Here is an 18,512-nt window from a genome sequence, read left to right as displayed (position 1 = left end):
ATGTTAACCGTTCCGGCGCGGGCTGAGCAGCAAATGGGTGAGGACGCCCCCGATCAGGCCCCAGAACGCCGAGCCGACGCCGAGCAGGGAGATGCCGCTGGCGGTGATCAGAAATGCCACGATGGCGCTGTCGCGCTGCGCGGGTTCCGCCAGCGCGCGCTGCAGGCTGCCCGCCAGCGTGGCCAGCAGTGCCAGACCGGCCAGCGTAGCGATCAGCACCGGCGGCAAGGCGCTGAGCATCACGGCGATCAGCGCGCCGGTAAAGCCGGTCAGCAGATAGAACACGCCCGCCAGCGCGGAAGCCACCCAGCGGCGCGCCGGGTCCGGATCGACATCATCGCCCATGCAGATCGCGGCGGTGATCGCCGCAATACACACCGAAAAGCCACCGAACGGCGACAGCAGTAGCGCGATCAGGCCGGTCCAGCCGGTGAGCGCGGAGACCGGCGGCCGGTAACCATGCGCCTGCAGCGTGGCAATACCGGGCGCATTCTGCGACGCCATGGTCACCAGGAAGTAGGGCAAGCCGACGCCAATCAGCGCGGCAGGATTAAAGTGCGGCATGATAAATTCCGGCACGCTCAGCGTTAGCGCATGAGGCGGAAAGTGGATGGCGCGCTGACCCAGCGCCACCAGCACGCCCGTCACCAGCGCCAGCAGAATGGCATAACGCGGCAGCCAGCGGCGGCCCAGCAGCCATACCAGACACATGCTGCCGCACAGGGCAAAATGATCCGGTAAGCCGCTGAAGGTGCCGATGCCAAATCGCAGCAGAATCCCCGCCAGCATCGCGGCCGCCAGCGACTGGGGAATGTGGTTCATCAGCCGGGCAAACAGGCCGGTCACGCCGCTCAGCACAATCAGCAGATTGGTCGCGACAAACACCCCGACCACTTCATTCAGCATCAGGCCGTGCACGCTGGTGGCCAGCAGCGCGGCACCTGGCGTCGACCAGGCGGCGAGCACCGGCATCCGCGTCCACAGCGACAGGCCGAGTGACGCCAGTCCCATGCCCACGCCCAGCATCGACAGCCAGCCGCCAATCTGCGCCGGTGAGGCGCCTGCAGCCTGCGCCGCCTGAAAGATCAGCGCCGCGGTGCTGCTGTAGCCGACCAGCACGGCGATCAGGCCGGAAATCAACATTGGAAAGGAAAAAGCCGGACGAACAGTTGCAGTGGTCATGGAATCACATCCTGTTGTGCGTTATAACGCACATTGTGGCACGCACGGTATGGCGCGCACAAGTGGTACACTGCGCGCCCGCTTTTCAGGAGAATTCATGGAAAATCTGCATCAACATCTCAGCCAGGCGCTGAAGCAGCTGCGTCAGGCTAATGGCTGGAGCCTGACGCTGGCGGCGGCGCGCACCGGCGTGAGTAAAGCCATGCTCGGTCAGATTGAGCGCGGCGAGTCGAGTCCAACGATCGCCACGCTATGGAAAATCGCCACCGGCTTTAATGTGCCGTTCTCCTTTTTTGTGCAGAGCGGGGCGCAGCCGTCGGGCGACGTGGCGACCTTCAGCCAGCCCAATGCACAAATGCAGGTGAAGCCGCTGCTGCCGTATGACGCGCGTTTGCGCTTCGATCTGCTGGAAGTGACGCTGGCAGCGGGCGCGCAAAGCGATTCGTCAGCGCACGAAAGCGGGGTGATTGAGCAGGTGGTGGTGATGGAAGGTGAGCTGTTGCTGGGCATGGCGGGCAGCTGGCGTCGCCTGCAGGCCGGCGAGGCCAGCCAGTTCGCCGCCGATCAGCCGCACAGCTACCGCAATCCGCTGGCCAGCCCGTTGCGCTTTCATAGCCTGATACACTATTTGCAGCGCAGCTGAGCGGCGGGATGCACAATTACAAATTGATACGAAGGCAAACTACACAGTTTACCTTCGTATTTATATACTGCGGTCTCATCAGTAAAGGAGAAGGGCGATGAGCGAGCTGATTAGCGCCGCTGCCGCGTTACGCAGCATTAATGGCAAACTGATGCGCCGCCTGCGTGAATCGGCCCCGCCGGGCGATCTCACCTGGCCGCAGGTTTCCGTGCTGGGGTATCTGGTGCGCGACGGCGCAATGACGGTGACCGAGCTGGCCGCGCGCGAAGGGGTGCGCAGCCAGTCGATGAGTGCCACGGTCGCCAGCCTGCAGACGCTGGGGTTGGTACAGGGCGTGGCCGATGCGCAGGATGGCCGCAAAACCCGTTATCAGCCTACCGCTGCCTGCCTGCAGCTCATCGCCAGCAATCGCGCCCAGCGTGACGACTGGCTGCTGCACAGTATCAGCAGCCTGCTCAGCCCACAGGAGCAGCAAACGCTACTGGCCGCCATTCCCTTACTGCAACGACTCGCTGACCACTAATTTGAGAGGACTCACCATGGCTGTCACCACGTTAGATGCCCAAACCGCCCTGATTGTCATCGACCTGCAGCACGGCATCGTCCGCCTGCCGGTTACGCCGCGCCATCCGGATGAAGTGATTGCACGCGCCACGCAGCTGACGCAGGCGTTTCGCGCGAAACAGCTGCCGGTGGTGCTGGTGAACGTGGCGGGCGGCGCGCCGGGCCGCAATCAGCAGCCGCGCCACGATGCTGCTCTGCCGGCAGACTGGGCGGTGCTGGTGCCGGAAATGACACCGCAGCCGGGCGATATCAGCGTAACGAAAAAAACCTGGGGCGCGTTCCACAATACCGATCTGCACCAGCAGCTGCAGCAGCGTGGCGTAACGCAGGTGGTGGTGTGCGGCATTGCCACCAGTATTGGCGTGGAATCCACGGCGCGTCAGGCGTACGAGCTGGGCTACAACGTTACGCTGGCGACCGATGCGATGAGCTGCCTGAACGCCGAAACCCACCACAACAGCATTGAGCGCATCTTCCCGCGCCTCGGCGAAACCGGTACCACTGACGAAATCCTCGCGCTGCTGAACTGATCTTTTCCCTCCAGGGCTGGTGCTGCCGGCCCTTGTCTTTGCCGCTCGCTGAAGGCTGTCTGGCGATGCTGGATGATGAATAATTAATTTAGTGAAAGAAACAGCCCATGATCTGGGCTTTAAAGTTGCATAGTAACTATTTTTATCAGGCTCATTACTACAAAAACCGCATATAAAAGTAATGAAAATATTGACAGGTAATAATAAGCGTCAAGCCACTTTGTTACGTTTGCATCGATAGCATTAAGAAAGGTGGAAATAGCCGCCTGCTCTTTGGGTTGAAAAATAATTTTCTGGCCTTTTTTAAGCCTGGAGAAGAAGTAGGACATGCCAAAAGAGCCAAAAAAACCCATGGAGCCGTAGAATCTATACAGTGGGGGTAATTCGAATGCGCTGTCGAGGTATTGCGATAACAAAGTGTTATATTTGCGTTTGTTAATTAAATAAATAATAAACTGTAGCGTAGTTATAAAGAAAGGGATGATCGCGCATCCGAGAGCAACATAAGAAAGAGTCGTGTTCATGCTATTTCAACCATAGATCCATAAGATAATCACTTGCTGAGCTGGCAGCAGTCCCAGCCACTAATGAACCTACAGCGGCGCAAGCAACCCCTCCGGCTCCTGCAGTGGCTATGCCTACAGCAAAACAAATACCGATACCAGCAGATGCACCCAGCGACCCTCCAGTCATACCAGCAAATGTACCGCTGGCGAATTTACTATATTCTTTAAAGGCAGAGAAGCTGATACAAAATTTTTCAGGTAAGACATCCATTGCAAGAGGGCGGATGAGATATCAGAAACTCTCTTTGGTTCCTGATTCAGTTAGCAAAGGCCATGCCGAATTCGCTCGCCAGGGCCGTATAAACGGGCCTCTTGCATTCGTGCTGATCTGGTTGTGTGGCAAAGCGCCTATCTTTTAGGCAACACGTTAGTAAAGCAATCCCTTTCCTGGCACTTAATCATAAAAACAAACGTTTAACGATTGAGTGAGGTCATAGTTATATGCATATCTACTTCACGTTTTTCAAACTCAGTTATAAGATTCCCTACACAATAATTATCTGAGGATGGTGAATGAAGAGTGGATTGGCGATTTTGATATTTGCGGCATTGCTTGTAGGCTGCGCCTCTAATGACATAGAGGATATGCCGAGGGATGCAAGGGTAAAGTTTGCCAATATGGAAGGTTACTCCAACAATCCTTATCCAAAAGCCAGAATTCTTGGTGAGGTTATGGGGATGAGTTGCGCTCGTCGTGCCGGTAGTTCAACAATGGTGACCGAGATGAGCGGAAATATTTTCGCAACCACCACTGGACCAGATGTCGCGACCGGTTCTGAAGCACTGGAGAATATGCGTTATAAAGCTGCCATTATGGGTGGCGATGCAGTTGTCAATGCCGTATGTAAATCTGGAGGAGTTGATTGGGCTCATAACTGCTGGTCGACTGTAAAATGCGTCGGCGATGTAGTATCTAAAAACTAAAGTTAGATACATCAAATAAAACAAATGGGTCACTTCTTCGGGTGCCCTATTTGTTTTCGTCCCTGCACATCTGATTATTGACAAACATGGCACCGGCTACTCTTATGCACTTTATGCACTAAAAATCCGCATCCAGGAAAAATTTTTCTCATTAAATAACTAATTGCAACAGGGCTTTAGTGTCTTGATGACTTAAAAAGCTGAACGAACTAGCCCGGTTCAGAAAGTAGACAATTCCTTATTGGATAAGTCTCCTATTCGGATGGATATGTTTCTCATGAATCAACAAGCAGACACCGCAATTAGCGGAGGACCTGGGTGAAATGGTTGCACTTGCCATACAGTTGACGCAGGCGTTTCGCGCGAACAACTGCCGGGTATGTTGGTCCCGAAATGACACCGCAGCCGGGCGACATCAACGTGGACTAACTCAGGTGGACGTGTGCGGGATTGCCACCAGTATCGGCGTGGAATCCACGGCGCGTCAGGCGTACGAGCTGGGCTACAACGTTACGCTGGCGACTGATGCGATGAGCTGCCTGAACGCTGAAACCCACCACAACAGCATTGAGCGCATCTTCCCGCGCCTCGGCGAAACCGGCACCACTGAAGACATCCTCGCGCTGCTGAACTGATCTTTTCCCTCCAGGGCTGGTACTGCCGGCCCTGTTCTCAATATTTTCCTGCCGCAGCCAACCGTCTTCTGGCGGATGTCATCCTGCTGTTAAGCATTCTCTGTTACGGGAATGCTGCATCAGGTCTGAATCAGAAATCGGTCCTGTTATGGAAAAAATCTCGCTTTTAACTCAAGTGCAGCACCCAGGAGGGCTATCAATACACCACAGATGAAACTGGTGATATGTGCGTAATAAAGCGCAGATATCCAGCCGATAGATTTGCCCTTGTTATCATCAAAAAAATCATAGGCGCTACTATCGCGGTTAAGGAAAAAAACTTTCTTTTTTTTCATAATGCCCATAAAGAAATATGACATTGGCGCAGCGCCAAAAAAACCCACGAGACAATGAAACGAATAGGGGGCCGGGAATACGTGTCTTTTTTGGAAGTCTTCCAAAAGCGTGTAATATTTCTTTCTGTTATAAGCATAAATCAGTATGGATAATAAGAAGCTGGCTAAACATAGCCCAATGATAAATATGCCAAGAAATTTTATTGTCATTTATAAGCCCATATGATTATAAAACGCGTCGACACCCCAGTTCATAAACTCCCCGGCTGCATAACCAGCAGCAACTGAACCGACCGCTGCGCAGGCAACGCCTCCCACTCCTGCCGTGGCTATCCCGATAGCCGTGCAAAAACCCAGGCCAATCGCCGATCCTGCAGCGCCAGCGCCAATACCCGCAGCGGTTGAAAGTCCAAATTTCGAATATTCCCTAAACGCAGATCTACTGCACTCACCCTCACGTCCAACCGTACAGGCCTTCATAACATCATTCGTCGCCCCGGCAAAAGAAAACGCAATACCCACATAGCCGCCCATCTTTAGAAAACGTGCCGCTTTGGCGGCATTGCCGACATAGGTTGAATAGCCTGGTATGCCTCCCAAACCCACAGTCGACCACTCATGTACTATTGAGCGGCTTGAAAGATTTAGCGCTCGTTTCATATTTTCGTACTGCTGGAATTTAATGGTATAGCGGGAGAGGTTTTTGAGTACAGGCTTATTGACTAGTTCTTTTAATTGATTCAGCAATTGATTACGCTCAACAAAGAACTGCTGGCTAATGAGGGTTCCCTGCGCGCGAAACTGATTCTGATAACTGGCCTCTATTTTTATCAACGTCTGCTCTATTGCACTGAAATATTTTGCTCCGGCATCCCCTGTGATACCAAAAATCTGATTGCCAGCACTCGTTAATGCAGCAATGGTGCCATAATGTTTTTGCATAAAATCCGCTTCATTAACACTGACGCCAATTAATGCATTGTTGATTCTGTGCTTAGCCTGTCTGAATGCTGTTAAGGCATGCAGCGTAAGAGGAGCCTGAGTTTCAGGATCGGCGACGATTAATATCTGCCCCGGCCTTAACCAGGGCGTGTCAGCGTTCAACTGCATAAACATGGTAACTGCTGGAGCACGGGTGTCGCGAAACAATTCTCTGGCCTGGTGCTCCAGTGATCCAGCGCGTTCGACAACACAATATCCCGGGGCGATGTTACGTGTCATGAATCCTTTCTCCCTTACCTGGCTAACATCCTGCACGCCTGACTGCAGCAAACAATATAAGTAATTCTATTGCGCGGCGCAAAATGTGTTGGCTAACAAATGAGGTGTGAGTGCTCAGATGCGTAAACGCGAAACCGGTACCACTGACGAAATCCTCGCGCTGCTGAACTGATCTTTTCCCTCCAGGGCTGGTACTGCCGGCCCTTATCTTTGCCGCTCGCTGCCACTGGTTATTCTGCTGCGCCTCGCTTTCCCTGCCGCCGTTGAGAGTTGGTTGTAACAGCGCTGGTTACTGTCACAGTATGCACAGCAACACGATAACCAATATTTAGCCTGACTTTACGTTTTATTAACACCAGAGAGCAGCAGGATCGGGTAGAGAAATACAGCGATATTCTGCTGCAGGGAGGTAGGGATGCTAAAAAAATTAAACGTGCTTTATCTCATCGCCAGCCTGTTTTTTCTGGGCACCGGTATTACCTTAGGTCTGGTGTTGTCACCGTTAATTACCGCGGAAGTGAATGCCACGCAAAAGGAGGTTGATCTGGCGAAACAGCAGGCGCTATATAGCGGCGAGTTTGATCGCCATCAGCCGGGCAGTGATGCGCTGTACTGGGCCAGCGGCAAGGTCTATCTCAATGAAAACGTCATCGCTTTTGAGGGGGAAATTGCCCCCGGGCCACACTATAAAATTTACCTCACCAAAACTCAGGCGTTTGATCAGCATTCATTTCTGCAAATAAAGCATCAGTCGGCGTTAATTGGCGATTTAAATAACTTTGGTGATTTTATTAAATCACTGCCGGAAGGCATCGATCCGCAGGAATATTGCGCCGTGCAAATCTGGAGTGAGCAATTTTCGAAATTTGTCGGTTCAGCACGTTATCGCACCTGAATAAGGCACCGACGTGCGCCGGTGCCCGCTTTAGATTACTGGAAAGCGTAGCTCAGCGTCAGGCCGACGCTGTAATTACGCCCCGGTGCGGGTTCGTAATACCGGCCATTGCTCTCATTAACGATGACTGAGCCGATATAGTGGCGATCGAGCAGATTATCCACGCGACCAAACAGATCCAGCGTCCAGTTCTGCACCAGCCATTTATAGCCGCTGTTCAGTCCCACCACCGTATACGCCGGCGCTTTGACATCATTCTGGTCGTTGGCCGCAATGTCGCTCAGGTAGCGCAGGTCGCCGCCAGCATACCAGCCTTGCTCCGGCGCGTAGGCCAGTCCGGCGTAGGCCATATTGCGCGCAATACCGGGGATGCGCTTGCCGTCACAGCTGTCGCTGCCGCAGGCGTTACTGCGGTAGCGCGCGTCGAGCAGCGTCCACGCGGCTTTCAGGTGCCAGTCATAGCCAAACTGCTGATCGAGCCCGAGTTCCAGGCCACGGCGGCGCGTCTCACCAGCATTTTTGTAGCTGGTGCGGCCTTCGTAACTGCTGTCTGACACGATCTCGTTTTTGGTATCGGTCTGAAACAGCGCAGCGGTCAGCAGGCCGTTGCCGAGGCGTTTTTTGCTGCCGAGCTCCACGGTATTGCTGGTGGCGGGCTGCAGGTTGAGATTGAGCCCGGCCTGATCCGCCGCGCGGTAGGAGAGTTCATTGAGCGTCGGCGTTTCAAAGCCGCGACCGGCGGAAACATAGGCATTCCAGCCATCATCAATCGCGTATTTGAGCGAAGCCGCAGGCAGCCAGCGATGATAGCGGCGATTACCGCTGTCATCCGGATCGCTGGCGGTCACGTAATAGTCGTTAGCATCGAAATTGACCGTGCTGAAGCGCACGCCGGCGTCCAGCGACCAGCGATCGCTCAGCTGCCACGCGGTCTGCAGATAGGGATCGAGGTTCCACATCAGGTTGCGCTCGTTGCGGCGCAGATCACCCTGCACGCCGTAGTCGGTGGCGCCGTCACTGCGGGTGAAGTTCTGATAGCCTTTGCGCTTCTCGCTCATGGTTTCATAGTCGAGGCCGCCGGTCAGGGTCACCGGCAGCGTCAACAGCGTCGCGCGGTGCGTCCAGCGCGTATCGATGCCCTGATAGTGGCGCGCCAGTGAAATGACACCACCGGGATAGCCGGCTTTCAGCTGGGTCGCCATCGGGATGGACTGATACTGAGTGGTTTCACGCTCACCGGCATAGAGCATCACGCTGAGATCGTCGTGGTCGCTCATCTGGCGCTGGTAATGCAGACCGGCCTGGGTCTGATCAACGGTTTTGCGCGCGTTGTACAGCGTGACGTTGCTGGCCACCTGGAGCGGATTATCATGCCACTGATCCGGCGTCAGGCCGCCCGGATCCTGCGCCTCGACGTGAACGCTGTTGAACAGCAGTGTCAGGGTGCTGACATCGTCAATGCGCACGCCAAGCCTGGCATTGCCGAGGTTTTTCTGCGCGGCGCTGTGGTCGCGATAGCCGTGCGTGGTGAAGCGCGAAGCCGACACCGTATAGTTAACATCACCGGCGTGGCTGCCATCACCGGTGGCACCGCTCGCTTTCACGCTGTTGCGCCAGCTGCCGTAGCTGCCGTACCAGCTGCTGGCTTCCAGCGTGGTCGGCTGCTGGCCGCGCTGGGTTTCCACATTGATCACGCCGCCCGATGCGTTGCCGTACAGCGCGGAGAACGGACCGCGCAGCACTTCCACGCGATCGATGGAACCGATATCGATATTCGAGGTTTGCCCCTGGCCATCCGGCATGCTGGCCGGAATGCCGTCAACGTAGAGGCGAATGCCGCGCAGGCCGAAGGTGGAACGCGAACCAAAGCCGCGCACTGAAATCTGCAGATCCTGTGCATAATTTTGGCGATTCTGGATTTGCAGACCGGGCACGCTGGTGAGGTTTTCAGACAGGTTAACGCGTGGTGCGGCGTGGCGCATATCGTCGCCGCTGACAACGCTGACCGCCGCCGGAGTATCCAGCTCAGAAAGTCCACTGGCCGCGGGCGCGGCGCTCACCACCAGGGTATTGCTGGCATTGTCCGCCGCCAGGAGCGGCAGCGGCAGGAGTGCAGGCAGCATCAGCAACGGCGCCTGTCGCAAAAGAGCAATTTTCATTTTAATAACCGTAAAAGACGTGAAATGAACCAATCGGGACATTTATCGCGCGTATGTTAATCGTTTTAACGCGGGTTTGAAAAGCGTTAATAGTAGGGCGGAACCCTGTTAAGTGTGGCATGAAAAATGTCCTTTCACCGCACCTCTGGCCTGGCTGTCAGCCCCAATTTCTGTCAGTGTGATCGTTTTGCCTGCGGTAAGAAGAAGGAGAAAACATGAGTCAGCAACCTGTAGTGGCGGTACTGGGATTAGGCGCGATGGGACACGCATTTGCCGCCAATCTGTTGAAGAAAGGCTTTATCGTGCGCGGCTGGAACCGCACGCGTGCCAAAGGTGAAGATCTGGTGGCCGCAGGCCTGACGCTGAGCGACAGCGCCGCGCAGGCTGTGGAAGGCGCAGACGTGGTGATTGCCATGCTGGCGGACGGCGCTACCACGCGCGCCACGCTAAGCCAGGTGCAGAACTCAATGCAGCAGGGGGCTACCGTGGCGCAGATGGGCACCATCGGCGTTGAAGCGACCGACGCGCTGATCGCCGAGCTGGCGGCCGCACGGCCGGACGTGGTGTTTATTGATGCGCCGGTCTCCGGTACCAAAGCGCCGGCTGAAAACGCGCAGATTCTGGTGATGGCCAGCGGCGACCGGCAGCGCGCCCAGGCGGCGGAGCAGGTGTTCGCCGCGATTGGTAAAGGGACGCAGTGGCTGGGTGCCGCCGGTGCCAGCTCGCGCATGAAGCTGGTGGTGAATAGCTGGCTGATTGGCCTGATGCAGAGTCTTGCCGAAAGCACCCGGCTGGCAGAGCAATTCGGTTTCACTACCGACGATCTCTGGCAGGTGCTGGAAGGCGGTCCGCTGGCAGCGCCGTACGCCAAAATGAAACTCGGCATGATTGCCAGCGGCGACTTTACGCCGCAGATGCATTTGATCTGGGCGCTGAAGGATGCGCGGCTGGCGCTGGACGCAGCCGGCGACGCTTCTCTGCCGGCGCTGGAAAACATCGTCGATGTCTGGCAGCAGGCGGTCGATGCCGGTTATGGCGAGCAGGATCTGGCGGCGGTTTATCAGTACCTGAAACGCTAAATGAGTCAGCGGCTCGACTTTGACTTCTCTCAGCGTCCGCTGGTGCCGTATGCGCACGATTACGCGCACGGCGATGCGGAGCCGTGGCACTATCACCACTGCGCGCAGCTGATCCATACCCTGAGCGGCGTGGTGAAAGTGGAAACACAACACGGCAGCTGGATTGTGCCGCCCAGCCGCGGCGTGTGGCTGCCGGCCGGCACGCGTCATGCGCTGCACATCGTTGGCAGCGTGGCGGCGCGCACGCTGTTTGTCGATCCGCTGGCGCGCGCCGATCTGCCCGCCAGCTGTCAGGTGGTGCAGATATCGCCGCTGCTGCGGGAGCTGATTGTCAGCGCGCTCACGCTGCCGGAGCATTACGCGTCTGGCAGTCGCGCCGAGCGCATTTACGAGCTAATTCTCGATGAAATTCGCGTGATGGACGTGCTGCCGTTTGGCCTGCCACTGCCACACAGCGACCGGCTGCTGGCGCTGTGCCAGCAGATTCAGCAGGCGCCGGGCGAGAGCTGGACGCTGGCGCGCGCGGCAGCGCAGCTGTGTGTGGCGGAACGCACGCTGGCGCGCCATTTCAGTCGCGAAACCGGTTTGCAGTTTAGCGACTGGCTGCGGCGTGCCCGGCTGAGCGTGGCGCTGACCCGGCTGGCGCAGGGCGATACGGTGCTGGCCGTGGCGCTCGATCTCGGTTATGACAGCCCGAGCGCCTTTAGCGCCATGTTTCGTCGCGTGCTGGGCGTTACGCCAGCGAACTACTTTCTGGCGGCAGAAAAGCGCCCGCCGCGTTAAGCAACGCCTGCAGCGAAGCGCGCGTTACGTCATTATCAATACCCACGCCCCACGCACGCTCGCCATGGGGCGTGATGCAGCTGATATAGCACACCGAACGGCTGTCGCTGCGTTTGCCCAGCGTGTGTTCATGGTAATCCTCAATGGTTACGGCCAGATCGTAGCGCTGACGCAGCGCGGCCACCGCCGCTGACAGCAGACCGTTGCCGCGCCCTTCCAGGGTTAGCTGCTGCGGACCCTGCTGCAGGCGCGCTTTAATCCGCGTCTCGCCCTGATCATCGCTATGGCTCTCCGCCTGCAGCAGGCGACACCGTGGCTGTTGCAGGCCGTACTGCTGACAAAACAGCTGCCACAGCGCGTGGTGCGTCATCTCCTGGCCGTGAGCATCGGTCTGCTGTTGCACGCAGCGGCTGAAATCCTGCTGCAGGCCGCGCGGCAGTTGCAGGCCGTGATTTTGTTCCAGCAGCCAGGCGGCACCGCCTTTACCGGACTGGCTATTCACGCGGATAACCGCTTCATAGCTGCAGCCGATGTCCAGCGGATCGAGTGGCAGGTAGGGCATTTGCCATACCACTTCATTACGCGCGCTGCGTTCGGCAAAGCCTTTGCGAATGGCATCCTGATGCGAGCCGGAGAAGGCGGTAAACACCAGTTCGCCGGCGTAAGGATGGCGTGGATGCACCGGCAGCTGGTTACAGCGCGTCACCACTTCCAGCACCTCGCGCATATCGCTAAAGTCCAGCTCAGGCGTCACGCCCTGGGTATAGAGATTCAGCGCCAGCGTCACCAGATCGACGTTGCCGGTGCGCTCGCCGTTACCAAACAGACAGCCTTCAACGCGATCGGCCCCGGCCAGCAGCGCCAGCTCGGCGCAGGCGATGCCGGTGCCGCGATCGTTATGTGGATGGACGCTGATGGCCACCTGCGAGCGCTGGCTGAAGTGGCGACAGAAATACTCGATCTGGTCGGCATACACGTTGGGCGTGTTGACTTCCACCGTGGCGGGCAGGTTGATGATCATCGGCCGCTGCGGTCCCGGCTGCCAGATGGCGGCGACCGCTTCACAGATTTCCAGCGCGAATTCCGGCTCGGTAAAGCAGAAAGTTTCCGGCGAGTACTGAAAGGTCCAGCGCGTGGCGGGCTGCGCCGCACAGCGTGCGCGGATTTGCCGCGCGGCGGCGCAGGCCAGCTCGACGATCTCAGCTTTGCTCTGACGAAATACGCGTTCACGGAACAGCGGTGCGGTGGCGTTATACAGATGGATAATCGCCTGCGGCGCATCACGCAGCGCTGCAAAGGTGCGATCGATTAAATCGCCGCGCGCCTGAGTTAATACCTGAATAGTGACGTCGTGAGGGATGTGCTGCTGTTCAATCAGCAGGCGCACAAAGTCAAAATCGGTTTGCGAGGCGGCGGGAAACGCCACTTCAATCTCTTTAAAGCCGCAGCGCAGCAGCAGTTGCCAGAATGCTAATTTGCGCGCGCTGTCCATCGGCGTGGCCAGCGCCTGATTGCCATCACGCAAATCGGTTGAGAGCCAGCGCGGCGTGCGGGTGATCTGGCGTGACGGCCACTGGCGATCCGCCAGATTGATGACAGGCCACGGGCGATATTTTTCAGCAGGTTGAGTCAGCATGGGGGTCTCCTTGAGGTCTGCCTGTAGTCTGCAGTAACCTGCCGGACGCGGCTCACGCATAGTTGACAACCTGGCGTGCAAAACTGACAGCTGCCGCAGCGATACCCGTCAGTTAAACCCTACTGTGCTTCGATCCCGTGTTTTTTCATCATCGCGCGCAGCTGATGATAAGTGACGCGCAACAGTTCAGCGGCGCGGCGCTGGTTGTATCGCGCCTGTTGCAGACTGGCTTCGACCAGTGCGCGCTCCTGCTGGTTTTGCCACTGGCGTAAATCCAGCGGCAGCGCCGGCAGGGCGTTTTCACGCTGTTCTGCTGCTGGCTCTGTTACCGCAGGAGCGCTGCGTGGCGCAAACGGATTGATGATGATGGTGTCGAGCGCCTGTTCGGTGCTGTGATGACGGTACACCGAGCGCTCCACCACGTTTTTCAGTTCACGCACGTTGCCCGGCCAGCTGTGCTGCAACAGGGTGAGCTGAGCGCGCTCGCTAAAGCCGGGAAACAGCGCCAGGCCCAGCTCGCGGCACATCTGAATGGCAAAATGCTCGGCCATCACCAGAATATCGCTGCGGCGCTCGCGCAGCGGCGGCAGCTGGACGACATCGAACGCCAGGCGATCGAGCAGGTCGGCGCGAAAACGGCCGGCGGCGGCCAGCGCGGGCAGATCCTCATTGGTAGCGCACACCAGCCGCACGTTAACCTGCAGCGACTGATTGCCGCCAACGCGTTCCAGCTGGCCATACTCAATCACGCGCAGCAGTTTCTCCTGCACCAGCATCGGCGCAGTGGCAAGCTCATCCAGAAACAGCGTGCCACCATCGGCGCGCTCAAAGCGGCCAAGGTGGCGCTTCTGGGCACCGGTAAAGGCTCCGGCTTCATGGCCGAACAGCTCGGAATCCAGCAGGTTTTCATTCAGCGCGGCGCAGTTGAGCGAAATAAACGGCCCCTGCCAGCGGTCGGAGAGGTAGTGCAGGCGGCTGGCAATCAGCTCTTTACCGGTACCGCGTTCGCCAGTCACCAGCACAGGTTTCTCCAGCGGTGCCAGTTTCGATACCTGTTCCAGCACCTCTAAAAAGTTATTCGACTCGCCCAGCAGATTGTCTTTACCGTTTGCCATGATGAAATTCACCACTGATTAATTAATTTCACTACTTTAACGGATTGCGCCGCGCGTGTAAAACAGTCAAACCCAGTAAAATCAGCACATTAAAAACTGGCACGCATCTTGTATTAGTTATGGGCGTAAAGACATGACAACCAGAGGAACATCATTATGGGTATTTTTTCTCGTTTCGCCGATATCGTGAACGCTAACATCAACTCGCTGCTGGAGCGTGCCGAAGATCCGCAGAAACTGGTACGCCTGATGATTCAGGAAATGGAAGATACGCTGGTGGAAGTACGTTCCACCTCGGCCCGCGCGCTGGCAGAAAAGAAACAGCTGCTGCGCCGTATTGAGCAGGCCGAAATTCAGCAGGCCGAATGGCAGGAAAAAGCTGAGCTGGCGCTGAGTAAAGAGAAAGAAGATTTAGCCCGTTCGGCGCTGATTGAGAAACAGAAGCTGACCGACCTGATCGCTGCGCTGCAGCAGGAAGCCAGCCATGTTGAAGAGACGCTGGATCGCATGAAAGGCGAGATTGGCGAGCTGGAGAAAAAACTCAGCGAAACCCGCGCCCGCCAGCAGGCCCTGACGCTGCGTCACCAGGCGGCTTCATCGTCACGCGATGTGCGTCGTCAGCTCGACAGCGGCAAGCTGGATGAGGCGATGGCACGCTTCGAGTCGTTTGAACGTCGCATCGATCACATGGAAGCAGAAGCGGAAAGCCAGCGCTTCGGTAAAAGCAAAACGCTGGACCAGCAGTTTGCCGATCTGAAAGCCGATGACGAAATCAGCCAGCAGCTGGCTGCGCTGAAAGCCAAAATGAACCGCAGCGAGTGATCGCCCCGGGCCTGCTAATGGGCCCGGATTGCCGGGTGTACTGAAAAAGGAGAGTCAATGAGCGCACTATTTCTGGCCATACCGTTAACGATCTTCGTGCTGTTTGTGGCACCGATCTGGTTATGGCTGCACTACAGCAACAAACGCAACGGCGGGGCGCTTTCGCCCGGTGACCTGCAGCGCCTGCAGCAGCTGACGCAGGAAGCGCGCCGCATGCGTGACCGGGTCGAGGCGCTGGAAGCGATCCTCGATGCCGAACACCCGAACTGGAGGCAGCCATGATGAACGGACGCAAACTGTGGCGTATTCCGCAGCAGGGCAAAGTGCGCGGCGTGTGTGCCGGGCTGGCCGAGTACCTGGATATTCCGGTGCGGCTGCTGCGTGTGATTGTGGTGCTGTCACTGTTTTTCGGTCTGTTTATGATCACCGTGACCGCCTATTTTATCCTTGGCTACGTGCTGGATGAAAAACCGCTGGACGCACCCTCTGAGCGCACACCAACAGCGCGCGAACTGCTGGATGAGCTGGAGAACACGCTCACCGCCGATGAGCGTAACGTACGCGATATTGAGCGTTACGTGACCTCAGAAACCTTCAGCGTACGCAGCCGTTTCCGCCAGATTTAATCCCTGTCGCGGGCCCGTCAGCGGGTCCGCTGCTCTAAGAGAGGCGCTATGCATACGCAACGTTTTACTGCTCTGCGCCGCCGCGCAACGCCTGCGTTGAAGTCGGCGGGAAAATTCATCATCATCAGTGCAGTAACTTATGCGCCCGGCGGCCTGGCCGGCTGGGCAGTGAAATCGGTGGCGCGCCGTCCGCTGCGCCTGTTGCTGGCGGCCGCCCTGGAACCGTTGCTGAGTAAGGCGTTTAACCGCCTGTCGGCACGTTTCATCAGGGAGAGCGATGAAAAGACTGCAAAATGAGTTGATGGGGCTGATGAACCGCGGCGTGGATCGCCATCTGCGCCTCGCCGTCACAGGCCTGAGCCGCAGCGGTAAAACCGCGTTTATTACCTCGCTGGTTAACCAGCTGCTCAATGTCCACAGCGGCGCGCGTCTGCCGCTGTTTTCCGTGGTACGCGAAGAGCGGCTGCTGGGCGTGAAGCGCGTACCCCAGCGTGAGCTGGGCACGCCGCGCTTTACCTATGACGAAGGGCTGGCCCAGCTGTACGGCACACCGCCGATGTGGCCAACCCCGACGCGCGGCGTCAGCGAGATGCGCCTGGCGCTGCGCTACCGGCCGGATCAGTCTCTGCTGCGTCATTTCAAAGATACCGCCACCCTTTACCTCGAAATTGTCGATTATCCCGGCGAGTGGCTGCTCGATCTGCCGATGCTGGCGCAGGATTATCTCAGCTGGTCACGCCAGATGGTCGGCCTGCTGCAGGGCGATCGTCAGCAGTGGGCCGCGCGCTGGCACAGCCTGAGCGCCGATCTCGACCCGTTCGCGCCCGCCGATGAAAACCGCCTGGCGGAGATCGCCGCGGCCTGGACCGACTACCTGCATCAGTGCAAAACCGAAGGATTGCACTTCATCCAGCCGGGACGTTTTGTGTTGCCGGGTGACATGGCTGGCGCGCCGGCACTGCAGTTTTTCCCGTGGCCCAACGTCGATGAACAGCAGGCCGGCAAGCTGCTGCAGGCACCGGCCGGCAGCAATTTCGCCATGCTGCAGCAGCGTTTTCACTACTATTGTCAGCATGTGGTGAAAGGGTTTTATAAAAATCACTTCCTGCGCTTCGATCGCCAGATCGTGCTGGTCGATTGCCTGCAGCCGCTCAACAGTGGACCGCAGGCGTTCAATGATATGCGGCTGGCGCTGACCCAGCTGATGCAAAGTTTTCACTATGGCCAGCGCACGCTGTTCCGCCGTCTGTTCTCGCCGGTCATCGATAAGTTGCTGTTTGCCGCCACCAAGGCCGATCACATTACCGCCGATCAGCATGCCAATATGGTGTCGCTGCTGCAGCAGCTGGTACAGGACGCGTGGCAGAACGCCGCGTTTGAAGGCATCAGCATGGATTGTCTGGGGCTGGCGTCGGTGCAGGCGACCGAGAGCGGGCTGGTGGATCATCGCGGAGAAAAATTACCGGCGCTGCGCGGTCATCGCCTTGCCGACGGTGAGCCGCTGACCTTTTACCCGGGCGAAGTACCGCCGCGCCTGCCGGGCAACAGCTTCTGGCAGCAGCAGGGGTTTCAGTTTGAACAGTTCCGGCCGCAGCAGCTGGATGTCGACCGGCCGTTGCCGCATATCCGCATGGATGCTGCGCTGGAATTTTTACTGGGAGATAAATTGCGATGAGCGATGAAACGCCACTCAAACCACGGATAGATTTTGCCCGTCCGTTGCAGGAGCCCGCGGAGCCGACCCTGCGCGCGGCGCACACTTTTAGCAGCGACGCGCAACAGGGGTTTCTGGTGACGCCTGACGCGGAGCCGCTGGAAGAGGGCGCCGGCGAGAAAGTGGTGGAAGCCGCGCTGCGGCCGAAGCGCAGCCTGTGGCGCAAAATGGTGGGCGTCGGGCTGGGTATCTTTGGCATTAGCGTGGTGGCGCAGGGCGCCCAGTGGCTGCACGATGCCTGGCTGACGCGCGACTGGTTTGCACTGGGCAGCGGCGTGGCCGGTGGGCTGATTGTCGCCGCCGGCGCGGGCGCGCTGATTGGCGAATGGCGTCGGCTGCATCGTCTGCGTCAGCGGGCGGAAGAGCGGGACGTGGGCCGTGAACTGCTGGCCAGCCACGGCATTGGCAAAGGCCGGGCGTTCTGCGAAAAGCTGTCGCGTCAGGCGCAGCTGGATCAGGCGCATCCGGCACTGCAGCGCTGGCACGCGGCACTGCACGAAACCCATAACGACCGCGAAATTGTCACGCTGTATGCCCAGCTGGTGCAGCCGGTGCTGGACCGTCAGGCGCGGCGCGAAATCAGCCGCCACGCGGCAGAATCGACGCTGATGATTGCCGTCAGCCCGCTGGCGCTGGTGGATATGGCGTTTATCGCCTGGCGCAACCTGCGGCTGGTGAACCGCATCGCGGCCATCTACGGCATTGAACTTGGCTACTTCAGTCGCATCCGGCTGTTCCGGCTGGTATTACTGAATATGGCGTTTGCCGGGGCGTCAGAGCTGGTGCGCGAAGTCGGTATGGACTGGATGTCGCAGGATATCGCCGCCCGTCTCTCGGCGCGTGCGGCGCAGGGCATCGGTGCCGGGCTGCTCACCGCCCGGCTGGGGATCAAAGCCATGGAATTATGCCGTCCGCTGCCGTGGCTGGCGGAGGACAAACCGCGGCTCGGCGATTTCCGCCGTGAACTGGTGGGACAGCTTAAAGAATCGCTGGCCAAAAGTGGTGATAAAGCAGGTCAGGCTGCTAAATAATCTCACCTTGTCTGCCTTTCACGCTGCCGATGGCGTGAAAGGTAAAATTATC

Annotated in this window: 21 protein-coding genes and 1 pseudogene; 14 read left to right on the top strand and 8 right to left on the bottom strand. The window is 57.8% G+C overall.

Features of this window, described 5'->3' with window-relative positions; translation table 11 throughout:
- Window positions 1–3: 3 nt before the first annotated feature.
- Window positions 4–1,182: a benzoate/H(+) symporter BenE family transporter gene (locus AC6I79_RS10480; RefSeq protein ID WP_159378207.1), complete on the bottom strand. Its 1,179-nt coding sequence runs from the start codon at window positions 1,180–1,182 to the stop codon at window positions 4–6.
- Between the two features lie 97 nt (window positions 1,183–1,279).
- Between AC6I79_RS10480 and AC6I79_RS10475 the strand changes: the two genes are divergently transcribed.
- The 3 genes from AC6I79_RS10475 to AC6I79_RS10465 all read left to right on the top strand — a co-directional run bounded on the left by AC6I79_RS10475 (window position 1,280) and on the right by AC6I79_RS10465 (window position 2,919).
- Complete coding sequence (locus AC6I79_RS10475) at window positions 1,280–1,825, top strand: helix-turn-helix domain-containing protein (protein ID WP_159378206.1); 546 nt, start codon at window positions 1,280–1,282, stop codon at window positions 1,823–1,825.
- Between the two features lie 97 nt (window positions 1,826–1,922).
- A complete protein-coding gene (locus AC6I79_RS10470; RefSeq protein WP_021506146.1) occupies window positions 1,923–2,348 on the top strand; it encodes a MarR family winged helix-turn-helix transcriptional regulator in 426 nt (141 codons plus the stop codon).
- A gap of 16 nt (window positions 2,349–2,364) precedes the next feature.
- Complete coding sequence (locus AC6I79_RS10465) at window positions 2,365–2,919, top strand: isochorismatase family protein (protein WP_058758482.1); 555 nt, start codon at window positions 2,365–2,367, stop codon at window positions 2,917–2,919.
- Between the two features lie 119 nt (window positions 2,920–3,038).
- Here AC6I79_RS10465 and AC6I79_RS10460 read toward each other — a convergent pair whose 3' ends face one another.
- A complete protein-coding gene (locus AC6I79_RS10460) occupies window positions 3,039–3,443 on the bottom strand; it encodes a hypothetical protein (protein ID WP_159378205.1) in 405 nt (134 codons plus the stop codon).
- A 1-nt stretch (window position 3,444) separates the two neighbouring features.
- Complete coding sequence (locus AC6I79_RS10455; protein WP_230201011.1) at window positions 3,445–3,696, bottom strand: hypothetical protein; 252 nt, start codon at window positions 3,694–3,696, stop codon at window positions 3,445–3,447.
- Window positions 3,697–3,998: 302 nt separating this feature from the next.
- Between AC6I79_RS10455 and AC6I79_RS10450 the strand changes: the two genes are divergently transcribed.
- Window positions 3,999–4,409, top strand: coding sequence for a putative periplasmic lipoprotein (locus AC6I79_RS10450; RefSeq protein ID WP_059008725.1), 411 nt, complete (start codon window positions 3,999–4,001; stop codon window positions 4,407–4,409).
- A gap of 416 nt (window positions 4,410–4,825) precedes the next feature.
- Window positions 4,826–5,044, top strand: a pseudogene (locus AC6I79_RS10445) (isochorismatase family protein); the annotation flags it as partial.
- A gap of 146 nt (window positions 5,045–5,190) precedes the next feature.
- On the opposite strand, the gene AC6I79_RS10440 reads toward AC6I79_RS10445, so the two are convergent.
- Together AC6I79_RS10440 and AC6I79_RS10435 are read right to left on the bottom strand one after the other, a co-directional pair.
- Window positions 5,191–5,589: a hypothetical protein gene (locus tag AC6I79_RS10440; protein ID WP_059008726.1), complete on the bottom strand. Its 399-nt coding sequence runs from the start codon at window positions 5,587–5,589 to the stop codon at window positions 5,191–5,193.
- On the bottom strand, window positions 5,590–6,600 hold the full coding sequence (locus AC6I79_RS10435; RefSeq protein WP_059008728.1) for a hypothetical protein: 1,011 nt from the start codon (window positions 6,598–6,600) through the stop codon (window positions 5,590–5,592). It abuts the gene before it with no gap.
- A 415-nt stretch (window positions 6,601–7,015) separates the two neighbouring features.
- Between AC6I79_RS10435 and AC6I79_RS10430 the strand changes: the two genes are divergently transcribed.
- Window positions 7,016–7,495 (top strand): DM13 domain-containing protein, encoded by a 480-nt coding sequence (locus AC6I79_RS10430; RefSeq protein WP_021506145.1) that lies wholly within the window; start codon window positions 7,016–7,018, stop codon window positions 7,493–7,495.
- Between the two features lie 35 nt (window positions 7,496–7,530).
- On the opposite strand, the gene pqqU is transcribed toward AC6I79_RS10430, so the two are convergent.
- Window positions 7,531–9,654 carry a TonB-dependent receptor PqqU gene (pqqU, locus tag AC6I79_RS10425; protein ID WP_201449173.1) on the bottom strand — a complete coding sequence of 708 codons (2,124 nt, stop codon included), beginning with the start codon at window positions 9,652–9,654 and terminating at the stop codon, window positions 7,531–7,533.
- Between the two features lie 215 nt (window positions 9,655–9,869).
- On the opposite strand from pqqU, the gene AC6I79_RS10420 reads away from it, so the two are divergent.
- Both AC6I79_RS10420 and AC6I79_RS10415 read left to right on the top strand, forming a co-directional pair.
- The gene (locus AC6I79_RS10420) at window positions 9,870–10,733 is read left to right on the top strand and encodes an NAD(P)-dependent oxidoreductase (RefSeq protein WP_021506143.1); all 864 of its coding nucleotides are present in this window, start codon (window positions 9,870–9,872) and stop codon (window positions 10,731–10,733) included.
- On the top strand, window positions 10,734–11,516 hold the full coding sequence (locus AC6I79_RS10415; protein WP_159378203.1) for an AraC family transcriptional regulator: 783 nt from the start codon (window positions 10,734–10,736) through the stop codon (window positions 11,514–11,516). It abuts the gene before it with no gap.
- Here AC6I79_RS10415 and leuA read toward each other — a convergent pair.
- Both leuA and pspF read right to left on the bottom strand, forming a co-directional pair.
- Complete coding sequence (gene leuA / locus AC6I79_RS10410; protein WP_159378202.1) at window positions 11,467–13,152, bottom strand: 2-isopropylmalate synthase; 1,686 nt, start codon at window positions 13,150–13,152, stop codon at window positions 11,467–11,469. The two genes, AC6I79_RS10415 and leuA, sit on opposite strands and share 50 nt — an antisense overlap.
- A gap of 119 nt (window positions 13,153–13,271) precedes the next feature.
- Window positions 13,272–14,267 carry a phage shock protein operon transcriptional activator gene (gene pspF, locus AC6I79_RS10405; protein ID WP_021506140.1) on the bottom strand — a complete coding sequence of 332 codons (996 nt, stop codon included), beginning with the start codon at window positions 14,265–14,267 and terminating at the stop codon, window positions 13,272–13,274.
- Window positions 14,268–14,423: 156 nt separating this feature from the next.
- Between pspF and pspA the strand changes: the two genes are divergently transcribed.
- Genes pspA through AC6I79_RS10375 form a run of 6 tightly spaced genes read left to right on the top strand, consistent with a single transcriptional unit; the run spans window position 14,424 to window position 18,460 of the window.
- Window positions 14,424–15,089 (top strand): phage shock protein PspA, encoded by a 666-nt coding sequence (gene pspA, locus AC6I79_RS10400; protein ID WP_058758491.1) that lies wholly within the window; start codon window positions 14,424–14,426, stop codon window positions 15,087–15,089.
- 57 nt (window positions 15,090–15,146) lie between these two features.
- Window positions 15,147–15,371, top strand: coding sequence for an envelope stress response membrane protein PspB (gene pspB / locus AC6I79_RS10395; RefSeq protein ID WP_152391036.1), 225 nt, complete (start codon window positions 15,147–15,149; stop codon window positions 15,369–15,371).
- On the top strand, window positions 15,368–15,715 hold the full coding sequence (gene pspC, locus AC6I79_RS10390; protein WP_058758492.1) for an envelope stress response membrane protein PspC: 348 nt from the start codon (window positions 15,368–15,370) through the stop codon (window positions 15,713–15,715). The genes pspB and pspC overlap by 4 nt, the downstream gene beginning before the upstream one ends.
- 48 nt (window positions 15,716–15,763) lie before the next feature.
- Window positions 15,764–16,012 carry a phage shock protein PspD gene (pspD, locus tag AC6I79_RS10385; RefSeq protein ID WP_058769747.1) on the top strand — a complete coding sequence of 83 codons (249 nt, stop codon included), beginning with the start codon at window positions 15,764–15,766 and terminating at the stop codon, window positions 16,010–16,012.
- A complete protein-coding gene (locus AC6I79_RS10380; RefSeq protein WP_058780608.1) occupies window positions 15,993–17,390 on the top strand; it encodes a YcjX family GTP-binding protein in 1,398 nt (465 codons plus the stop codon). Before pspD ends, AC6I79_RS10380 begins: the two co-directional genes overlap by 20 nt.
- Window positions 17,387–18,460 carry a YcjF family protein gene (locus AC6I79_RS10375; protein WP_159378201.1) on the top strand — a complete coding sequence of 358 codons (1,074 nt, stop codon included), beginning with the start codon at window positions 17,387–17,389 and terminating at the stop codon, window positions 18,458–18,460. The genes AC6I79_RS10380 and AC6I79_RS10375 overlap by 4 nt, the downstream gene beginning before the upstream one ends.
- Window positions 18,461–18,512: the final 52 nt, after the last annotated feature.

The organism is gamma proteobacterium symbiont of Scutellera amethystina (assembly GCF_059730845.1).
Note: the sequence above shows the minus strand (reverse complement) of the source record. Positions and strands in the feature narration are given on the sequence as shown.

Excerpts from the sequence above, each read along its gene's own strand:
- AC6I79_RS10480 (WP_159378207.1), bottom strand. The coding sequence starts at position 1,182 with ATGACCACTGCAACTGTTCGTCCGGCTTTTTCCTTTCCAATGTTGATT.
- AC6I79_RS10475 (WP_159378206.1), top strand. The coding sequence starts at position 1,280 with ATGGAAAATCTGCATCAACATCTCAGCCAGGCGCTGAAGCAGCTGCGT.
- AC6I79_RS10470 (WP_021506146.1), top strand. The coding sequence starts at position 1,923 with ATGAGCGAGCTGATTAGCGCCGCTGCCGCGTTACGCAGCATTAATGGC.
- AC6I79_RS10465 (WP_058758482.1), top strand. The coding sequence starts at position 2,365 with ATGGCTGTCACCACGTTAGATGCCCAAACCGCCCTGATTGTCATCGAC.
- AC6I79_RS10460 (WP_159378205.1), bottom strand. The coding sequence starts at position 3,443 with ATGAACACGACTCTTTCTTATGTTGCTCTCGGATGCGCGATCATCCCT.
- AC6I79_RS10455 (WP_230201011.1), bottom strand. The coding sequence starts at position 3,696 with ATGGATGTCTTACCTGAAAAATTTTGTATCAGCTTCTCTGCCTTTAAA.
- AC6I79_RS10450 (WP_059008725.1), top strand. The coding sequence starts at position 3,999 with ATGAAGAGTGGATTGGCGATTTTGATATTTGCGGCATTGCTTGTAGGC.
- AC6I79_RS10440 (WP_059008726.1), bottom strand. The coding sequence starts at position 5,589 with ATGACAATAAAATTTCTTGGCATATTTATCATTGGGCTATGTTTAGCC.
- AC6I79_RS10435 (WP_059008728.1), bottom strand. The coding sequence starts at position 6,600 with ATGACACGTAACATCGCCCCGGGATATTGTGTTGTCGAACGCGCTGGA.
- AC6I79_RS10430 (WP_021506145.1), top strand. The coding sequence starts at position 7,016 with ATGCTAAAAAAATTAAACGTGCTTTATCTCATCGCCAGCCTGTTTTTT.
- pqqU (WP_201449173.1), bottom strand. The coding sequence starts at position 9,654 with ATGAAAATTGCTCTTTTGCGACAGGCGCCGTTGCTGATGCTGCCTGCA.
- AC6I79_RS10420 (WP_021506143.1), top strand. The coding sequence starts at position 9,870 with ATGAGTCAGCAACCTGTAGTGGCGGTACTGGGATTAGGCGCGATGGGA.
- AC6I79_RS10415 (WP_159378203.1), top strand. The coding sequence starts at position 10,734 with ATGAGTCAGCGGCTCGACTTTGACTTCTCTCAGCGTCCGCTGGTGCCG.
- leuA (WP_159378202.1), bottom strand. The coding sequence starts at position 13,152 with ATGCTGACTCAACCTGCTGAAAAATATCGCCCGTGGCCTGTCATCAAT.
- pspF (WP_021506140.1), bottom strand. The coding sequence starts at position 14,267 with ATGGCAAACGGTAAAGACAATCTGCTGGGCGAGTCGAATAACTTTTTA.
- pspA (WP_058758491.1), top strand. The coding sequence starts at position 14,424 with ATGGGTATTTTTTCTCGTTTCGCCGATATCGTGAACGCTAACATCAAC.
- pspB (WP_152391036.1), top strand. The coding sequence starts at position 15,147 with ATGAGCGCACTATTTCTGGCCATACCGTTAACGATCTTCGTGCTGTTT.
- pspC (WP_058758492.1), top strand. The coding sequence starts at position 15,368 with ATGATGAACGGACGCAAACTGTGGCGTATTCCGCAGCAGGGCAAAGTG.
- pspD (WP_058769747.1), top strand. The coding sequence starts at position 15,764 with ATGCATACGCAACGTTTTACTGCTCTGCGCCGCCGCGCAACGCCTGCG.
- AC6I79_RS10380 (WP_058780608.1), top strand. The coding sequence starts at position 15,993 with ATGAAAAGACTGCAAAATGAGTTGATGGGGCTGATGAACCGCGGCGTG.
- AC6I79_RS10375 (WP_159378201.1), top strand. The coding sequence starts at position 17,387 with ATGAGCGATGAAACGCCACTCAAACCACGGATAGATTTTGCCCGTCCG.